This is a genomic window from Streptomyces sp. NPDC005706, assembly GCF_040631045.1.
Taxonomy (GTDB): Bacteria; Actinomycetota; Actinomycetes; order Streptomycetales; family Streptomycetaceae; genus Streptomyces.
The window spans coordinates 380,857-395,255 of the sequence record NZ_JBEXYS010000004.1; the positions used below are offsets into that span (position 1 = coordinate 380,857).

The window sequence follows — 14,399 nt, forward strand, 5'->3', positions numbered from 1 at the left end:
TCCTTCCGGGAGATGCTTCCCGGGTGATTTCCCGGGTGACTGTTCGGGGACTTTCCGAAGGGGCTTTCCGGGAGCCTTTCCGAAGGGGGCCTGTGGGGGGCCTTGGGGGGCCTTCCGGAGGCTCAGAGGATGCCGAAGACGACGCCCGCGCCGAGCACCACCAGGGAGGTGAGCACGGCCCACTTCACGACGAACCGGGTGTGGTCGCCGAACTCGACCTTGGCCATGCCCACGAGGACGTACACGGCCGGGACGAGCGGGCTGGACATGTGCAGCGGCTGGCCGACGATCGAGGCGCGGGCGATCTCCACGGCGGAGACGCCGTGCGCCTGGCCCGCCTCGGCGAGCACCGGCAGGATGCCGAAGTAGAAGCCGTCGTTGGACATGAAGTACGTGAGCGGAATGCTCAGCACGCCGGTGACGAGGGCCATGTGCGGGCCCATCCCGTCGGGGATGTTGCGCACCAGCCACTCGGCCATGTGGTCCACCATGCCGGTGCCCTGGAGCACGCCGGTGAACACGGCGGCGGCGAAGACCATGCCGGAGACGTTCAGGACGTTCTCGGCGTGCGCGGCGATCCGGGCCTTCTGGTCCGGCATGTGCGGGAAGTTGACGGTCAGCGCGAGGGCGGCGCCGAGCAGGAACAGCACCGGGATCGGCAGCCACTCCATGATCATGGCGGTGAGCAGGGCGACCGTGAGCAGCGCGTTGAACCAGTACAGCTTGGGCCGCAGGGTGGCGCGTTCGGGGTCGAGGCCCTGGAAGCCCTCGTCCTCGGGCGCCTCGGGCAGGCCGCCGCCGGAGCCGGCGCCCGCGGTGCGCGCCGGGGTCTTCCCGGAGCCGGCGCCGACCAGCACGGTCTCCGTCTCGGGCGCCTCCACCAGGGCCTCGTCCAGGGTGAGCACTCCGAGCCGCTTGCGCTCGCGCCGGCCGAGGGCGTAGGCGAGGACGAGGACGAACAGCAGGCCCGTGGCCAGGGCCGGGATCATCGGGACGAAGATGTCGCTCGCGTCCAGCTTCAGCGCCGTCGCGGCGCGCGCGGTCGGGCCGCCCCACGGGAGGGTGTTCATCACGCCGTTGGCCATGGCCGCCACGCCGGTCATCACGACCAGGCTCATCTTCAGCCGCTTGTACAGCGGGTACATCGCCGAGACGGTGATCATGAAGGTGGTGGAGCCGTCGCCGTCGAGGGAGACGATCGCGGCCAGGACGGCCGTGCCGACGACGATGCGCAGCGGGTCGGCCCTGCAGAACCTCAGGATGCCCCGGACGACCGGGTCGAAGAGGCCGACGTCGATCATCACACCGAAGTAGACGATCGCGAACATGAGCATCGCCGCGGTGGGGGCGAGGCCGGTGACGCCGTCGATGACGTAGTCGCCGAGGTGGGCGCCCTTGCCCACGAAGACACAGAAGAGTGCCGGTATGAGCACGAGCGCCGCGATCGGCGACATCTTCTTCAGCATGATCAGGACCAGGAAGGTCGCGATCATGGCGAAGCCGAGGATGGTCAGCATGTGGATACCTAACGTTCGCCCTTGAACATCCCACCTGGGGCCGGCGGTGCGACGACGTTAGGTCCCGTCAAACGGCGTTAACAAGTGGTTGACACGCGAGCAATAAGCGCGAAAGTCCAGGTCACAGCTTTGCTCAGGTCAGCGTGGTGAGCTGTTCGGCCACGGCCGCCACCTCGACGGGCACGCCGTTGAGGACCGCGTTGCCGGAGAGCGGGTCGAGGAGGCTGCCGTCGAGGAGCTGGTTGACGTTGACGCCGGGGTCGGTGCCGGCGTGGCTCAGCCGGACGCCGGGGCGGTCGTGGCCCCAGCCGTGCGGCAGGCTCACCACGCCCGGCCGGACCGCGTCGGTGACCTCGGCGGGCGCGGTCACCTCTCCCCCGGCGCCCTTGACCCGTACCGGTTCTCCGTCCGCTATGCCGAGGCGTGCGGCGTCGCGCGGGTTGAGCTGCAGGGTGCAGCGGTTGCTGCCGCCGGTGAGGGCGGGCACGTTGTGCATCCAGCTGTTGTTGGAGCGCAGATGGCGGCGGCCGACGAGAACCAGTGCGGCGGGGCGTTCGCGCAGGGCCTCGCGCAGCCGGGGCAGGTCGCCGGCGATCGGCGCGGGCAGCAGTTCCACCTTGCCGCTCACGGTCTTCAGGGGCTGCGGCAGGCGCGGGCGCAGCGGGCCGAGGTCGATGCCGTGCGGGTGGTCGAGCAGTTTGCGCAGCGTCAGCCCGTCGGGCCGGGCGCCGAAGCCGTCGCCGTAGGGGCCGAGGCGCAGCATCAGGTCGAGCCGACGCTCGGGGCCGCTCTCCCCGGTGAGCTGTGCGGCCAGTTCCCGCGGATCGCGGCCGTGCACCGGGGAGTGGGGTTCCTGGACGGCCTTGCCGAGGGTCTGGTCCACGACCATCGCGTCCACGGCGGCCGGGTCGGCGCCGTGCATGCCCGTCGCGGCCAGGACCAGCCGGGCGAGGATCTCGGTCTCGGCCATGCGGCCGGGTTCGAGGGGGACGGCGGGACGGCTGTAGCGGACCTGGTTGCGCACGGCGAGGGTGTTGAAGGCGAAGTCGTGGTGCGGGCTCTGCGAGGGCGGCGGCGGGGGCAGTACGACGTCGGCGTGGCGGGAGGTCTCGTTGAGGTAGGGGTCGACGCTGACCATGAAGTCCAGCGAGTGCAGGGCCTTGTCGAGGCGGTCGCCGTCGGGCGCGGACAGCACCGGGTTGGCCGCGACCACGACGAGCGCGCGGACCGGCTCGCCCTCGTCGGTCACGGTGTCGATCTCCTCGGCGAGCGCGGAGAGCGGCAACTCGCCCTTCGCCTCCGGCAGCTGCCGTACCCGGGAGCGCCAGCGGCCGAGGGTGAAGCCGTGACCGGGGCCGGCCGGGCGGGGGGTGCGGTCGGTGGCGGCCTGCGGGAAGAGGGCGCCGCCCGGCCGGTCCAGGTTGCCGGTGAGGACGTTGAGGACGTCGACCAGCCAGCTGGCGAGGGTGCCGTGCGGGACGGTGCAGCTTCCGATGCGGGCGTAGACGGCGGCGGTGGGGGCGGCGGCGAGTTCACGGGCGAGGGTGCGGATGAGGTCCGCGTCGAGGTCGCAGGCCGCGGCCACCGCCTCGGGGGTGAAGTCCGCGATGGCCGCGCGGAGTTCGTCGACGCCCTGGACGTGCGGGGCGAGCGCGCCGAGGTCGGTCAGCCCCTCCTCGAACAGCACCGTGGCCAGCGCGGCGAGCAGCAGGGCGTCGGTGCCGGGGCGGATCGCGAGGTGCCGGTCGGCGAGTTTCGCGGTGCGGGTGCGGCGGGGGTCCACCACGGTGAGCCGGCCGCCGCGGGCCCTGAGGGCCTTGAGCCTGCCGGGGAAGTCCGGGGCGGTGCACAGACTTCCGTTGGACTCCAGCGGGTTGGCGCCGATCAGCAGCAGGTGGTCGGTGCGGTCGAGGTCCGGGACGGGGATGGCGTTCGCGTCACCGAAGAGCAGGCCGCTGGAGACGTGCTTGGGCATCTGGTCGACGGTGGAGGCGGTGAACAGGCTGCGGGTGCGCAGGGCGGCCAGCAGGACCGGCGGGTAGAGGGCACCGGCCATGGTGTGCACGTTGGGGTTGCCGAGGACCACGCCGAGGGCGTGCGGCCCGTACCGCTCGACGACCGGGCGCAGCCCCGCCGCGACCGCGTCGAAGGCCTCCTCCCAGGTGGCCTCGCGCAGCGCGCCGTCCTCGCGGACCAGCGGCACGCGCAGCCGGTCCGGGTCACCGTCGACGGCTCCGAAGGCGGCGCCCTTGGGGCAGATGAAGCCCTTGCTGAAGACGTCCTCGCGGTCGCCTCGGGCGCCGGTGACGCGGGTGCCCTCGACGGTGAGGGTCAGCCCGCAGGTGGCCTCGCACAGGGGGCAGATTCGCAGGGCGGTGCGGGGCACGGGTCCTCCCGGAGGATCGGCGGCGGTGCCGGGCCCGCCCCGGTGGGCCCGGGTGGGCTCCGGCGGGCTCGGGGGGTGAGCATACCGACCGGTAGGCATGGAGGGGAGCCCCCGCGACGGCCGCGGCCGCGGGGCCGCCTTCAGTCGAGGACGCGCCCCAGGTACGCCCGCAGCAGTTCGCGGGTCTCGTGGATGATCGCCTCGTCCCCCTCGGGATCGACCCGGAAGGCGAGCTGAACAAGCGTGTCGGCGCTCTCCACGGCGACCAGGAACACGCGGCGCAGCTCCTCGCCGGGGCTTCGGCCGAGGTAGCCGGAGAGCAGGTCGGTGAGCCGGTCGGCGACCCGGGTGTTGGGCTCCGCCTGCCGGGCGCCGACCGGGATCTGGTTGCCGAAGTCCACGAGGGCGAAGCCCGGCGCGGTGCGCTTCATGGCCAGGTACTCGTCCAGTACGGCGTCCACGGCGGCCCGCCAGTCCCCCCGCCGCTCACCCTTCAGCCGCTCCCTGACGCGCTCGGTGTACCGCTCCAGGTTGCGCTGGGCGAGGGCGTCCGCCATCTGCCGCTTGTTGCCGAAGAAGCGGTAGACCGAGCCGATGGGCACCTCGGCGCGCGCGGCCACCGCCCGGGTGCTCAGGGCTTCGTAGCCGGCCTCGTCGAGGAGGTCGGCGCAGGCGTCGAGGATCCTGGTCAGCCGTTCGGCGCTGCGCCGCTGGACGGGCGCGCGGCGGAGCGATGTCGCGTGGGGCACGGACTTCATGATGCCTCTCCGCCCGGGTCGGGTGAACCTCGCCCCCCCCAGTACGGAAAAGGGTGGCCGTTGCACTCATCGGTGGTGCGGGGCAGGGGCGGCCGTCGTATCCGGCAGTGGTGCGGGGCAGGAGCGGCGGTCACACCCGCGAAGGTGGCGGACCGGGGGCCGCCGCACCGGCCGGCAGGGCGGAGAGGGCGATCCCGCCGCTCACCGCACGGGGCGCGGGACCGGCCGCGCGCTCAGGTTCCGGCGGTGCCGGTGTCCGTGACCGGCCGCGCCTCCGCTCCGGACGCCGTGATGTCGGCGGTGCCCTGCACCGGCTCGCCGCGGACGGCCCACACCGTGCCGTCGTCGGCGTACAGGCGGGCGGTGACATGGTGGGTGCCGTGCGGGACGTGCCGGCCGGCCAGGTGGTACTCCCGTGTGCGCAGCCGGGCCACCCGGTGGCCGTCGACGAAGAGGCGGACGAGCCCGCGTCCGGGCACCGCCCGCGGCCGGGCGTCCGGCGCGGAGAAGCGGAAGTGGCGCAGCGTCAGCCGGACGTCCCAGCCGCCCGCGGTGTCCGGGGCCACCTCGACGGCGACCTCCGGCGCGCCCCGGCCGCCGGCCTCGCGCAGATGCCGGCCCGTCTCGTCGGTGCCGTCCAGGACGTCGCCCACCGGCGACGGCGCGACTGCACCGGCGCGGTCGTGCGCCTCGCCGGTCCCGCAGCCCCCCGCTCCCAGCGGCAGCAGAACCGAGACCGCGAGCGCGGTGAGGGCCCTGCCCGTCCATGACCTCCATGCCATGCCCGGGAGGCTAGAACAACGTGCCGTCACCCCGAATCCCCCTGAAGTCTGGTTCCGGGTCTACCCCTTCGGGTGGACCCGGCGCGAGAACCCAGGACCCTCTTGCGCCCGGCCCCCGCCATTCCTACGGTGATGCATAGGAATCAGGAGCGCAAGGGAGCGATCAATGAGCGGGGACGCACGGAAGACCGCCGAGGGACTGTCGTACCTGACCGGGTTCGGCAACGAGCACGCCTCGGAGGCGGTGCCGGGCGCCCTGCCCGAAGGCCGCAACTCGCCGCAGCGGGCGCCGCTCGGCCTGTACGCCGAGCAGCTCAGCGGCACGGCGTTCACCGAGCCGCGGGCGCACAACCGGCGCTCCTGGCTGTACCGGGTCCGCCCGTCGGCCGCGCACCCCGCGTTCACGCGCACCGGCAACGGCGCGATCCGCACGGCGCCCTTCACCGAGACCGTGCCCGACCCCAACCGGCTGCGCTGGAACCCGCTGCCCGAGCCGCCGTCCGGCACCGACTTCCTGGCGGGCCTGTGGACACTGGGCGGCAACGGCGACGCGACCCAGCGCACCGGCATGGCCGTGCACCTGTACCACGCCAACGCCTCGATGGAGCGGGTCTTCTCCGACGCCGACGGGGAGCTGCTGATCGTGCCGGAGCGCGGCGGCCTGCTGCTGCACACCGAGTTCGGCCGGCTCCATGTGGAGCCCGCACATGTGGCGCTGATCCCGCGCGGGGTGCGCTTCCGTGTGGAGCTGCTCGACACGGCATCGGACGGCGGGCAGAGCCCGACCGCGCGAGGCTATGTCTGCGAGAACTACGGGGCGCCGTTCCAGCTCCCCGACCTCGGGCCCATCGGCGCCAACGGGCTGGCCAACGCCCGGGACTTCCGGGCACCGGTCGCCGCGTACGAGGAGGTGGAGGGACCGGTGGAGGTGGTCAACAAGTTCTGCGGCAACCTCTGGACCGCCACGTACGACCACTCCCCGCTCGACGTGGTCGCCTGGCACGGCAACCATGTGCCGTACGTCTATGACCTGCGCCGTTTCAATGTGATCGGCACCATCTCCTACGACCACCCCGACCCGTCCATCTTCACGGTGCTGACCTCCCCGTCGGAGACCCCGGGCCTGGCCGGCGTCGACTTCGTGGTGTTCGCCCCGCGCTGGCTGGTGGGCGAGGACACCTTCCGGCCGCCGTACTTCCACCGGAACGTGATGAGCGAGTACATGGGCCTCATCGAGGGCGCCTACGACGCCAAGGCCGAGGGGTTCGTGCCGGGCGGCGGCTCGCTGCACAACATGATGTCGGCGCACGGCCCGGACCGGGAGACCTTCGACCGGGCGAGCGCGGCCGAGCTGAAGCCGCAGCGGGTCGACGACGGGCTGGCGTTCATGTTCGAGACCCGCTGGCCGCTGACGCTCGCCCCGCAGGCGGCCGGGGCCGGCCACCTCCAGCAGCGGTACGACGACGTCTGGCGGGGTCTCGAGCGTCACTTCCGCGCGCTGTGACCACTCCGTTGCACCGAACGATCCCGAACAGGTACGGATAGCCCCGTGACCTCCTTCGCCCCGGATTCGATCGTCCTGAACCGCAAGCTGCCGCTGTGGTACCAGGTGTCGCAGTCGCTGCGCGCCTCGATACTCGGCCGCTCACCGCGGGACCCGCTGCGCCTGCCCACCGAGGAGCGGCTCGCGGAGCATTACGGGGTGAGCGTGCTCACCATGCGGCAGGCGCTGAAGGAACTGGAGGACGAGGGACTGATCAGCCGGCACCGGCGGCGCGGCACGTTCATCGAGCCCGATGCGCGGCGCGGCGCGCCGGTGCGGCTGCTGGGCTCGGTGGACGCGATCGTCGCCCAGCAGTCCGGCATGACGACCGAACTGCTGGAGCAGGGCAGCACCCCCGTGACCGGCGAACTCGCCGAGCACTTCCCGGACCTGGCGGAGGTGGCGACGTACCACCGGCTGCGTAGCGACGAGAAGACCGGCGAGCCGACCAACCACGCCCGCAACCACGTCCGTCCCGAACTCGCCGCGCGCATCGACGTGCGGGATCTGGTCCGCTGGCCGATGACGAAGGTGCTCCGGGACGTCGTCGGCGCGGACATCAGCCGCATCACGGACACCGTGGAGGCCCGGCTCGCCGACCCGGAGACCGCACGGCTGCTCCAGGTGCCGCTGCTCAGCCCGATCCTGCACTACACGGGCGTGACCTACGACGCCGCCGGCCGGGCGCTGGACGTGGTGGTCATCCACTACCGGGGCGACCGCTTCTCCTTCACGGTGACCCTGGACGCCACCTGACCCGGCCGTCACCGGCAGGCTCTACGATGCCCAGCGTGACGCACGACGACGCTCCGCCGCTGGCGGACCTCATGCCGTGGTCCGTCGCACCGCCGCGGCCGGGCCGCGCCTGGCCGACGGCGCCCGACCCCGGCTCCCTGCGGGCCCGCTGGGACGCGCTGCTCAGGGCCGGGGGCCCGGACCGGGAGACCCTGTTCGAGCCGACCCGCTCCCGCACGGCGCACTCCGCGGTGGGCCAGCTCCCCGGCCAGTCCTCCGGCACCGAACGGCTGGCGCGCGCCGAGGGCCCCTGCGCCGAGCCGGTACGGGTGCTGGCGGCACCCTTCGACGAGCAGTGGCTGATCCCGGACCACCGGCTGCTCGACGTGGCCCGGCCGGAACTGTGGCGGGTGGCCGGCGAGCGGCAGGTGTTCCTGGTCGAGACGGGCGACGACGACGGTCCGCTGCTCGCGACCTCGCTCCTGCCACTGCTGCGCCCCGGCCGCGTCCGGCCGCTGTACCGCCGCCCGGACGGCACGGAGCCGAACCTGGCGCCCGGCCTGCTGGACCACCTGGGCGCCCTGCTGGGGGAACGCCCCACGGCCGCGGACGTCCTGGCCTGGATCCTGGCGGCGGTCCGCCCCGGCCTCACCGTCCCGCTCACCGGGGACGCCGATGTCTGGGCCGCGGGCGTGGAGCTGGGCCGCCGCATGCTGTGGCTGATGCGCCGCGACGGCGAACGCCCCAAACTGCCCGGCGGCCGCCGCCCCTACGTCCGCGCGCCCCTGCCCGCACGGCCCCTCACCCTGCACTACGACCGCGAGGAGGAGACGCTGCACCTCGACGAGGGCCGGGTCTCCCCCGTGCCGCCGGAGGCCTGGGACCACGAGGTGGCCGGGGTCCGGGTCCTCCAGGCGTGGTTCGCGGCCCGCACCGCTGCGGCGGAACCGGGCACCCTGGCCGCGATCCGTCCCGCCACCTGGCCGCAGGCCTGGACGTCGGAGCTGCTGGAGCTGGTCACGGTGCTGGCCCTGCTGGCGGAACTGCGCCCGCGGCGCGCCGCCCTGGAGGTCACCTCACCGGTCACCGCGGCCGGGCTGCGCCGCGCGGGCGTCCTGCCGGTCCCGGCCGCCGCCCGCCGCCCCGCCTCGGTCCTGGACCACCGGGAGGAGGGCCCGGACGGCCAGTTCGCCCTGCTCTAGGCCCTGTCGCGCAGGGCGGCCTCCAGCCGGGCGATGTCGGTGGCGTCCTTGGCCCGGCGCGGCCGGGAGGGGTCCCAGACGGGCATCATGCGCTTGATCTCGATCTGGACCCGCGGAGCGACGATCGGCGCCGTCGACTTCCCGATCCGGCCCGGCTCGTCGGCGAGCAGCCCCTCGGGCCAGGGCGTCCCGGCCCAGGGGCCGCCCGCGACGACGATCCGGCCCTCGGCGTCCTTGTCCAGCAGGGTGAAGCTGCTGTCCAGGCCGTCCCCGGTGAAGTCGAGCTGGAGGCCGGGCGGCGGCCCGGGAACCGGCCGGTGCCCGAGCCGGGTCAGGGTGCGGGTGAGGGCTGCCGCGTCCCGCGCCCAGGCGAACCAGTCGACGTCCCCGTGGTCCCGGGTGACCTCGCCGAGGAAGAAGTCCATCGCCCAGCCGCCGCGCAGCCACAGGGCCGGGCCCGGGCCGCGGGTGGCCGCCAGCACCTCGGCGATCAGGGCGAGTTGGCGTTCCGCGCGGTCCCGGTCCATACGGTCACGGTACGGGGCGTGCCGGCGGGGTACTGACAGGACCGCCGGTCAGGGGAGATCATCCGGCTCATGGATCATCTGCCGCTGCCCCTGGAGGGCATCACCGTCGTCGCCGTCGAACAGGCCGTGTCCGCGCCGTTCGCCACCCGGCAGCTCGCCGACCTGGGCGCCCGGGTCGTGAAGGTGGAGCGGATCGACGGCGGTGACTTCGCGCGGGGTTACGACACCGCCGCCGGCGGTCTCGCCTCGCACTTCGTGTGGTGCAACCGCGGCAAGGAGTCCATCGCCCTGGACCTGAAGGACCCGCGCGGCCTGGCGGTCGTACGGCGGCTGGTGGCGGACGCGGACGTGTTCGTGCAGAACCTCGCCCACGGTGCCGCCGCCCGGCTGGGGCTGGACGCGGCCACGCTGTGCGCCGCGCACCCGCGGCTGATCGCCGTGGACATCTCCGGGTACGGCGGTTCGGGCCCGTACGCGGACAAGCGGGCGTACGACATGCTCGTGCAGTGCGAGGCCGGGCTCGTGTCGGTGACCGGGACGCCCGGGCAGCCGGTCAAGGCGGGCATTCCGGCGGCGGACATCGCGGCGGCCATGTACGCCTTCTCCGGCGTGCTGGCCGCGCTGGTCCGGCGGGGCTCCACCGGCCGGGGCGGGCCGGTGGAGGTGTCGATGCTGGAGGCGCTCGCGGAGTGGATGGGGCATCCGCTGCACCACGCGATGCACGGGGGCGAGCCGCCGGCCCGCACCGGCCTCGCGCACGCCGTCATCGCGCCCTACGACGCCTATCCGACGGCGGACGGCGGGCGGGTGCTGCTGTCGGTGCAGAACGACCGGGAGTGGCGCCGGCTGGCCGAACAGGTCATGGAAAGGCCGGAGTTGGGGACGGACCCGGACTTCGCGACGAACGCGGCCCGGGTGGCGAACCGGGCGCGGACCGACGAGCTGGTCGCGGACGCGCTGGGAGCGCTCGGCGCCGACGAGGCGCTGGCCCTGCTGGAGAAGGCCGGGATCGCCTGCGCGCGCCTGCGTGACCTGCACGAGCTGGCGGACCATCCGCAGCTCGCGGCCCGGGAGCGGTGGCGTCGGGTGGGTACGCCCGCCGGGCCGCTGAAGGCGCTGCTGCCTCCCATCACGCTGCCGGGCGGGGACGAGGCACGGATGGGTGACGTGCCCGCGCTCGGACAGCACACCGGTTCCCTGCTGCGCGCCGTGGGGATGACGGACGACGAGATCGCAGCGTTGCGCCGGGACGGTGTGGCGGCCTGAGCGCGGGCCCCGGACGGGTTCCGGGACCGCCGGCCTTGCTCAAGGGACCCCGCGGGGCCTCGCGGGGTTCGCTCGGTACTCGGCTCGGCGCCGGCTCAGTGCCCGCCGAACAGCGAACGGCGCAGCCGGCGCAGCGGCGCGAACAGGGAGACCCGGCTGACCCGCCGGCCCCGGTCGCTGCGCTGGTGCGCGGTGTCACGTGCCGTCAGCTCAAGCATCAGCGAGGTGGCCTCGGCCGTCTCGACCTGCGGTATGGCGGGACCCGCCAGCACCGACAGATGGCGGTCGAGGCGCGAACTGGTCGCGCTGCTCCCGCAGGTGATCGCAGGGACCCTGGCCCTGCTGCGCACTGTTATCTGCTCCATGTCACTCCCCACCCGTACGAGTCCACCCGGCCCGGGCAGGGTAACCCTATCGCCCCGGTGGAGCACCCGTGTATCTCGCCCACAGGATTCACCTTCCCCACAAGGAGGTTGACCATTCCTCGCTGACTACTCTCCGAATCCGACCGCTTTCAGGGTGAGTTGAGCAACCGGCTGACCAGTGGGCTGCGCCGATCCACCGCCGGGCTCGACGGTCACGGCGAGTGACGTCGAGGATCTGCCGAGACCCTTGGCGACCAAGGGCGTGTCGCCCGCGACGAGGCCCAGGGAGCGCGGTAGCGCATGGGAGCGCATGAGCCAGAGCTGGTGCACGCGGCCGCCGGAAGGGGTGCCGTATCCGCTGAGGGTGACGACGGCCCGCCCCTCCGAGGCGGAAGCGATCACTCCGATACCGCGGCCCCGGGCGTCCCCGCTCGCGGTGGCGCGGACGTCGGGAGCGGCGAGAACGTGGGCGATCTCACGTGCCCGGGTCTGCTCCGCGTCGAGCCGGTCCTGGGTGCGGTTCGCCTGGACGGCGAAGAGGGAGGCGACGACGAGGGCCGAGGCGGCGGTCGCCGTGGCGAACGGGACGAGGAGAGGGCGCGCCCGAGGCGTACGGGCGCGCGCGGGCGGGGGCTGGCCGCCCCAGACGTGCGGGGGCAGTTGGGGCGCGCGCTCCCGGGTGGGCGACTGCTCCTGCGGGGTGGCGCGGACGGCGGCCAGCACCCGGTCGCGCAGGGCGGCCGGCGCGGGGGCGGCCGTGGACCAGGCGAGGCGTACCGCGCCCTCGGACAGCGCGCGCGCCTCGGCGGCGCAGCGGTCGCAGTTGCCCAAGTGCTTCTCGAAACGGCGCCGTTCGCCGGGTTCGAGCGCGTCGAGCGCGTAGGGCGCGGCGAGGGAGTGCGGGTCCCCGCGGCCCAGGAGGCGGCCGAGGATGCTCACGCGGCACCTCCCAGGCAGTCGCGCAGCCGGGTGAGTCCGTCGCGCATCCGGGTCTTGACCGTGCCGAGCGGCAGCGAGAGCCGCTCGGCCACTTCACGGTAGGTGTAGCCGTCGTAGTAGGCGAGGGTGACGGACTGGCGTTGCAGCTCCGTGAGCCGGTTCAGGCAGCGGCGCACCCACTCGCGCTCCAGACCGGCCTCCACCTCCTCGGCGACATGGTCGAAGGCCGGTTCCCCTGCGCGCAGCGCCTCCCGCTGCTCGCGTTCGCCGGCCGCGCGTGCGCTGCGCACCCGGTCGACGGCGCGACGGTGGGCGAGGGTGAGGATCCAGGACAGGGCGCTGCCCCGCCGGGGGTCGAACCGGCCCGCGGAGCGCCAGAGTTCGAGCAGCACCTCCTGGGCCACCTCCTCGGACTGCGAGGGGTCGCGCACCACCCGCCGCACGAGCCCGAAGACCGGTCCGGACACCAGCCCGTACAGATCCTCGAACGCCCTCTGGTCGCCGCCCGCCACGAGCACCAGCAGTTCGTCCGCCTCCACCCCGGTCCTCCGTCCGTGGCCGCAGCCGGCCCGGCCCCCGCCTCTGACTCCACGCATCCGCACGAGCGCACACCTCCGGCGGTTGATACGCATCGGCGGGCCGAAAACGCGGGTCCAGGACGGTCCAAAAGAATTTTCCCGGCCGACCAATCCGATCGGCGATCCCGCTCCGTATACCCGTCCGTCAAAGCAAGTCGGTACTGAGGACGGACGGCATGACACCTCTCTTCTCCAGGAGCGGCACCGGTCGCAAGGGCCTGGTCGCGCTCATCTGCGGTGCGCTGGCCGCCGGGGGGCTCGCAGCCGCCGGCGTCGCCACGCTGGAACCCGGGGCGGCCTCCGCCTCCTCCCACCGCGAGGCCCCGCTGATCTCGGGGACCCCGCAGTACGACAACACGGACCTGTACGCGTTCGTCAGCCCGGACAAGCCCGACACCACGACGATCGTGGCCGACTGGATCCCGTTCGAGGAACCGGCCGGCGGCCCGAACTTCTACACGTTCGCGGACGACGCGCAGTACGACATCCACGTCGACAGCAACGGTGACGCGCAGGGCGAGCTGCTGTTCCGCTACACCTTCAAGACGCACACGAAGAACGGGGACACGTTCCTCTACAACACCGGTCCCGTCACCAGCCTGGACGACCCGGACCTCAACATCACGCAGACGTACGACATCGACCTGATCCGGATGAAGAACCAGCACGAGATGTCGCGGACGAAGCTCGCGGACGACGTGCCGGTGGCGCCGTCGAACGTGGGCAAGGCGTCCATGCCGGACTACGGCAAGCTGCGCTCGCAGGCCGTGTACAAGGCGGCGGGCGGTGCCGCGACCTTCGCCGGCCAGGCCGACGACCCGTTCTTCCTGGACCTGCGGGTGTTCGACCTGCTGTACGGCGGCAACCTCACCGAGGTCGGCCGGGACACGCTCAAGGGCTACAACGTCAACACGATCGCCCTCCAGGTGCCCAACGACCTGATACGCGAGTCCGGCGAGCAGCCGGTCGTCGGCATCTGGTCGACCACCCAGCGGCGCAACGCGCAGGGCTACTACTCGCAGGTCTCGCGCCTCGGCAACCCGCTGGTCAACGAGGTCGTCAACCCGCAGAAGGACAAGGACAGGTTCAACGCGTCGCAGCCCGCGTACGACGGCCAGTTCCTGAAGAACGTGACCAACCCCGAGCTGCCGAAGCTCATCGAGGGCATCTACAAGATCAAGGCGCCCGCCGAGCCGCGCAACGACCTGGTCGACGTCTTCCTCAAGGGCGTCAAGGGCCTCAACCAGCCGCCGAACGTGAAGCCTTCGGAGCAGTTGCGGCTGAACACCTCGATCAAGCCGAGCATGCATCCCAAGCGGCTGGGCGTCCTGGACGGTGACAACGCGGGCTTCCCGAACGGCCGCCGGCTCACCGACGACGTGATCGACGAGGCGCTCCAGGTCGTGGAGGGCGAACTGGTCGGCGCCAAGAACGACCTGGGCGACGCGGTGGACAAGAACGACAAGAAGTTCGAGAAGTACTTCCCGTACGTCGCCGAACCCACCGCCGGTTCGCGCGGCGCGCTCGCCAAGGGCACGACCAAGGGCGCGGACGTGCGCAGTCAGCTCGGCGACGCGCTGCGGCCGGCCGGGGCCGGCTCCTCCGGCTCCGGGAACACCGTGCTGATCGCCGCCTCGGCGGCCTCGGGCGCGGCCGGCATCCTGCTGATCGGCACCGCCCTCGCCTGGTGGCGCCGCCGGATGCAGCGCCCGTACTGACCCACCCCCGAACCGGCGCGGCCCGTTTCCCTTCCCCCACGGCGGGCCGCGCCCTTCTCGCTTCCGACCGGCACCAGGCGATC

General features: G+C 73.1%; 13 protein-coding genes. 5 read left to right on the top strand and 8 right to left on the bottom strand.

Annotated features, from left to right (window positions below):
* Positions 1-122 precede the first annotated feature (122 nt).
* The 4 genes from ABZ478_RS10825 to ABZ478_RS10840 form a co-directional block, all read right to left on the bottom strand.
* The gene (locus ABZ478_RS10825) at positions 123-1,517 is read right to left on the bottom strand and encodes a citrate:proton symporter (RefSeq protein ID WP_359547333.1); all 1,395 of its coding nucleotides are present in this window, start codon (positions 1,515-1,517) and stop codon (positions 123-125) included.
* A gap of 133 nt (positions 1,518-1,650) precedes the next feature.
* A complete protein-coding gene (locus ABZ478_RS10830) occupies positions 1,651-3,903 on the bottom strand; it encodes a molybdopterin oxidoreductase family protein (protein WP_359547335.1) in 2,253 nt (750 codons plus the stop codon).
* Positions 3,904-4,043: 140 nt separating this feature from the next.
* Positions 4,044-4,661, bottom strand: a complete 618-nt coding sequence (locus ABZ478_RS10835) for a TetR/AcrR family transcriptional regulator (RefSeq protein WP_359547338.1) — start codon at positions 4,659-4,661, stop codon at positions 4,044-4,046.
* Positions 4,662-4,894: 233 nt separating this feature from the next.
* Positions 4,895-5,443 (bottom strand): hypothetical protein, encoded by a 549-nt coding sequence (locus ABZ478_RS10840; RefSeq protein WP_359547340.1) that lies wholly within the window; start codon positions 5,441-5,443, stop codon positions 4,895-4,897.
* Between the two features lie 166 nt (positions 5,444-5,609).
* Here ABZ478_RS10840 and hmgA point away from each other — a divergent pair, with 166 nt between their 5' ends.
* The 3 genes from hmgA to ABZ478_RS10855 are packed head-to-tail and all read left to right on the top strand — an operon-like array spanning position 5,610 to position 8,923.
* Positions 5,610-6,947, top strand: coding sequence for a homogentisate 1,2-dioxygenase (hmgA, locus tag ABZ478_RS10845; protein ID WP_359547342.1), 1,338 nt, complete (start codon positions 5,610-5,612; stop codon positions 6,945-6,947).
* A 45-nt stretch (positions 6,948-6,992) separates the two neighbouring features.
* Entirely contained in the window at positions 6,993-7,742 is a 750-nt protein-coding gene (locus ABZ478_RS10850; protein WP_359547344.1) for a GntR family transcriptional regulator, read from the top strand.
* A 26-nt stretch (positions 7,743-7,768) separates the two neighbouring features.
* A complete protein-coding gene (locus ABZ478_RS10855; RefSeq protein WP_359547346.1) occupies positions 7,769-8,923 on the top strand; it encodes a type ISP restriction/modification enzyme in 1,155 nt (384 codons plus the stop codon).
* Here ABZ478_RS10855 and ABZ478_RS10860 read toward each other — a convergent pair.
* Positions 8,920-9,450, bottom strand: coding sequence for an aminoglycoside adenylyltransferase (locus tag ABZ478_RS10860; protein WP_359547348.1), 531 nt, complete (start codon positions 9,448-9,450; stop codon positions 8,920-8,922). The two genes, ABZ478_RS10855 and ABZ478_RS10860, sit on opposite strands and share 4 nt — an antisense overlap.
* Positions 9,451-9,519: 69 nt before the next feature.
* On the opposite strand from ABZ478_RS10860, the gene ABZ478_RS10865 reads away from it, so the two are divergent.
* Positions 9,520-10,716 (top strand): CaiB/BaiF CoA-transferase family protein, encoded by a 1,197-nt coding sequence (locus tag ABZ478_RS10865; protein ID WP_359547350.1) that lies wholly within the window; start codon positions 9,520-9,522, stop codon positions 10,714-10,716.
* Positions 10,717-10,811: 95 nt separating this feature from the next.
* Here ABZ478_RS10865 and ABZ478_RS10870 read toward each other — a convergent pair whose 3' ends face one another.
* The 3 genes from ABZ478_RS10870 to ABZ478_RS10880 all read right to left on the bottom strand — a co-directional run bounded on the left by ABZ478_RS10870 (position 10,812) and on the right by ABZ478_RS10880 (position 12,559).
* Entirely contained in the window at positions 10,812-11,081 is a 270-nt protein-coding gene (locus tag ABZ478_RS10870) for a hypothetical protein (RefSeq protein WP_351671069.1), read from the bottom strand.
* A gap of 126 nt (positions 11,082-11,207) precedes the next feature.
* Positions 11,208-12,020 (bottom strand): anti-sigma factor, encoded by an 813-nt coding sequence (locus ABZ478_RS10875; RefSeq protein WP_359547352.1) that lies wholly within the window; start codon positions 12,018-12,020, stop codon positions 11,208-11,210.
* Positions 12,017-12,559: a sigma-70 family RNA polymerase sigma factor gene (locus tag ABZ478_RS10880; protein ID WP_359547354.1), complete on the bottom strand. Its 543-nt coding sequence runs from the start codon at positions 12,557-12,559 to the stop codon at positions 12,017-12,019. Before ABZ478_RS10880 ends, ABZ478_RS10875 begins: the two co-directional genes overlap by 4 nt.
* A 215-nt stretch (positions 12,560-12,774) precedes the next feature.
* Between ABZ478_RS10880 and ABZ478_RS10885 the strand changes: the two genes are divergently transcribed.
* Positions 12,775-14,316 carry a DUF4331 domain-containing protein gene (locus tag ABZ478_RS10885; protein WP_359547356.1) on the top strand — a complete coding sequence of 514 codons (1,542 nt, stop codon included), beginning with the start codon at positions 12,775-12,777 and terminating at the stop codon, positions 14,314-14,316.
* The last annotated feature ends 83 nt before the right edge of the window (positions 14,317-14,399 follow it).

What these genes read in the sequence shown, in the direction of transcription:
- ABZ478_RS10835 (WP_359547338.1), bottom strand. Translation starts at nt 4,661, where the DNA reads ATGAAGTCCGTGCCCCACGCGACATCGCTCCGCCGCGCGCCCGTCCAG.
- ABZ478_RS10865 (WP_359547350.1), top strand. Translation starts at nt 9,520, where the DNA reads ATGGATCATCTGCCGCTGCCCCTGGAGGGCATCACCGTCGTCGCCGTC.
- ABZ478_RS10855 (WP_359547346.1), top strand. Translation starts at nt 7,769, where the DNA reads ATGCCCAGCGTGACGCACGACGACGCTCCGCCGCTGGCGGACCTCATG.
- hmgA (WP_359547342.1), top strand. Translation starts at nt 5,610, where the DNA reads ATGAGCGGGGACGCACGGAAGACCGCCGAGGGACTGTCGTACCTGACC.
- ABZ478_RS10860 (WP_359547348.1), bottom strand. Translation starts at nt 9,450, where the DNA reads ATGGACCGGGACCGCGCGGAACGCCAACTCGCCCTGATCGCCGAGGTG.
- ABZ478_RS10825 (WP_359547333.1), bottom strand. Translation starts at nt 1,517, where the DNA reads ATGCTGACCATCCTCGGCTTCGCCATGATCGCGACCTTCCTGGTCCTG.
- ABZ478_RS10870 (WP_351671069.1), bottom strand. Translation starts at nt 11,081, where the DNA reads ATGGAGCAGATAACAGTGCGCAGCAGGGCCAGGGTCCCTGCGATCACC.
- ABZ478_RS10885 (WP_359547356.1), top strand. Translation starts at nt 12,775, where the DNA reads ATGACACCTCTCTTCTCCAGGAGCGGCACCGGTCGCAAGGGCCTGGTC.
- ABZ478_RS10840 (WP_359547340.1), bottom strand. Translation starts at nt 5,443, where the DNA reads ATGGCATGGAGGTCATGGACGGGCAGGGCCCTCACCGCGCTCGCGGTC.